Genomic DNA, 1,775 nt, shown 5'->3' with positions numbered 1-1,775 from the left:
ATGGGGTATTGACCTTAGATACCCATGTGGCTGGCAGTATTTGTCGATCGGACGTGGCGGCTTTGGTATGTCGTTGTCTGGCATCGGACGCGGCTCAAAAGCAGGTATTATCGGCATTCGATAAAAACATGGTCTACGGCACGACAGCGTATCAAGAGTTTATGGTGTAAATGCCTCCTGGAGGATGAGCATTTTCTGTTTCCCCTATTCACACTGTGTCTGCTTTACCGAATCACCTGCGTCAATTTAGCGCGGGCGGTAGCAACTCCCTTTGAGACATTCGTTGGTGTAAGCTGAAAGCATTGTCTCGACCTTTATGCCTGATGTCTGTTTCCTTCGAGCGACGTGACTGTTGGATTTTCGATCTGGACGGGACGCTGACCATCAGTATCCACGACTTCGACGGCATCAAGCGCATTCTAGGGCTACCGATAGATCGATCCATCCTCGAAGCTCTTAACGAGCTGCCTACCGCCCAAGCCGCCCAGTTACACCAACAGCTTGACGCTTTGGAACTAGATATCGCCCACCGAGCCACGGCACAAGTCGGTGCCAGAGAACTCCTGACTAAATTGCGCTCGCGGGGGGATCGGATCGGTATCCTGACTCGGAATAGTAAACTCAATGCCCAGGCAACCCTAGCCGCTTGCGGATTAGCTGAATTCTTTCCAACAGAAGTAATCCTTAGTCGCCATTGTTGTCCGCCCAAGCCAAGTCCAGACGGGATTTGGCAATTGCTACCCTTGTTGGAGCGCATCAAACGATCGCTCGGTGATGGTGGGAGATTATGTATTCGATCTTGAAGCTGGGCGACGGGCTGGCAGTGCCACTGTCTATCTCGATCCAACTGGAGAATTCCCCTGGCAAGATCTTGCCGATCTACCGATTACGACATCCGCCAAAATCACTGCCATGCTTTAGAATTGCCAGTGGGAAGTTTCGAGCGATTAAGAGTAGGCAAAGGTTTCGAGCTATCCTTTTAGTCACTTGTTTTCCCCCCATTCCCCGCCAATAAATCCTCCAGCATCCCAGAGGCACCCTTTTGTTCCTGCCGTCGATTATCATCATACAAATTCAACGTATTCTGATTGCGATGCCGACTCAACGCTTGCGCCGCCCGCAGATTACCCCCACTAGCATCTAAAAACGCCGTAATCGAACTATGCCTCAGACGATGCGGCGATACCCGCCGCTCGATTCCCGCCGCCTCAGCATACCCCTGCACGATCCGATAGATACTGTCCCCAGCAATCCTCGCCCCATAACAATTGTGGCTCAAAGAAGTAATCAATGGCTGTCCTGGCGCATTACGGGGATGAAAATTCAGCCACTCCTCCACAGCATAACTCACGCTATCGGTTAGATCGATCGCCACCTTCGCTCGTTTCCCCTTACCTAAAACCGTCAACTTCTGCTGCTGGGGCAAAAAATCCTCAATATTCGCACTGGCAATTTCCCCCCGCCGGAGCGCATTCCCCCAGAATAACAGCATAATTGCATAATCCCTTATCCCGATCGACGTACTAGGATCGATTGCCTCCAACATCGATTTAAACTGTTCGACAGAAATCCCCCTAGTATCGCGATAGCTCTCACTGGGGATGCTCTCGATATCGGCCAGATCGATCGTGGTTTTACCCAGCTTCCGCGCCATGTCCACCAAACTCTTAATCGCCGCCAGCCGGACATTAATCGTGCTGGGTGCCAGTTTTTTATCGATCGAGTGACGACGATACCTCAATACAATCTCAATCGCCGCATATCGATCGAGATCG

Annotated in this window: 3 protein-coding genes; 2 read left to right on the top strand and 1 reads right to left on the bottom strand. The window is 51.3% G+C overall.

The features are described from left to right. Positions 1–323 precede the first annotated feature (323 nt). Positions 324–803, top strand: coding sequence for an HAD hydrolase-like protein (locus tag RMO35_RS17715; protein ID WP_309742699.1), 480 nt, complete (start codon positions 324–326; stop codon positions 801–803). Next, entirely contained in the window at positions 775–921 is a 147-nt protein-coding gene (locus RMO35_RS17710) for a hypothetical protein (protein WP_309742697.1), read from the top strand. Before RMO35_RS17715 ends, RMO35_RS17710 begins: the two co-directional genes overlap by 29 nt. 58 nt (positions 922–979) lie before the next feature. On the opposite strand, the gene RMO35_RS17705 is transcribed toward RMO35_RS17710, so the two are convergent. Then, a partial coding sequence (locus RMO35_RS17705) for a tyrosine-type recombinase/integrase (protein ID WP_309742695.1) occupies positions 980–1,775 on the bottom strand: 796 nt, incomplete at its 5' end.

The organism is Chamaesiphon sp. OTE_20_metabat_361, assembly GCF_031364565.1.
This window is presented reverse-complemented; position numbering and strand designations above follow the sequence as displayed.

Excerpts from the sequence above, each read along its gene's own strand:
- RMO35_RS17710 (WP_309742697.1), top strand. The coding sequence starts at position 775 with ATGGTGGGAGATTATGTATTCGATCTTGAAGCTGGGCGACGGGCTGGC.
- RMO35_RS17715 (WP_309742699.1), top strand. The coding sequence starts at position 324 with ATGTCTGTTTCCTTCGAGCGACGTGACTGTTGGATTTTCGATCTGGAC.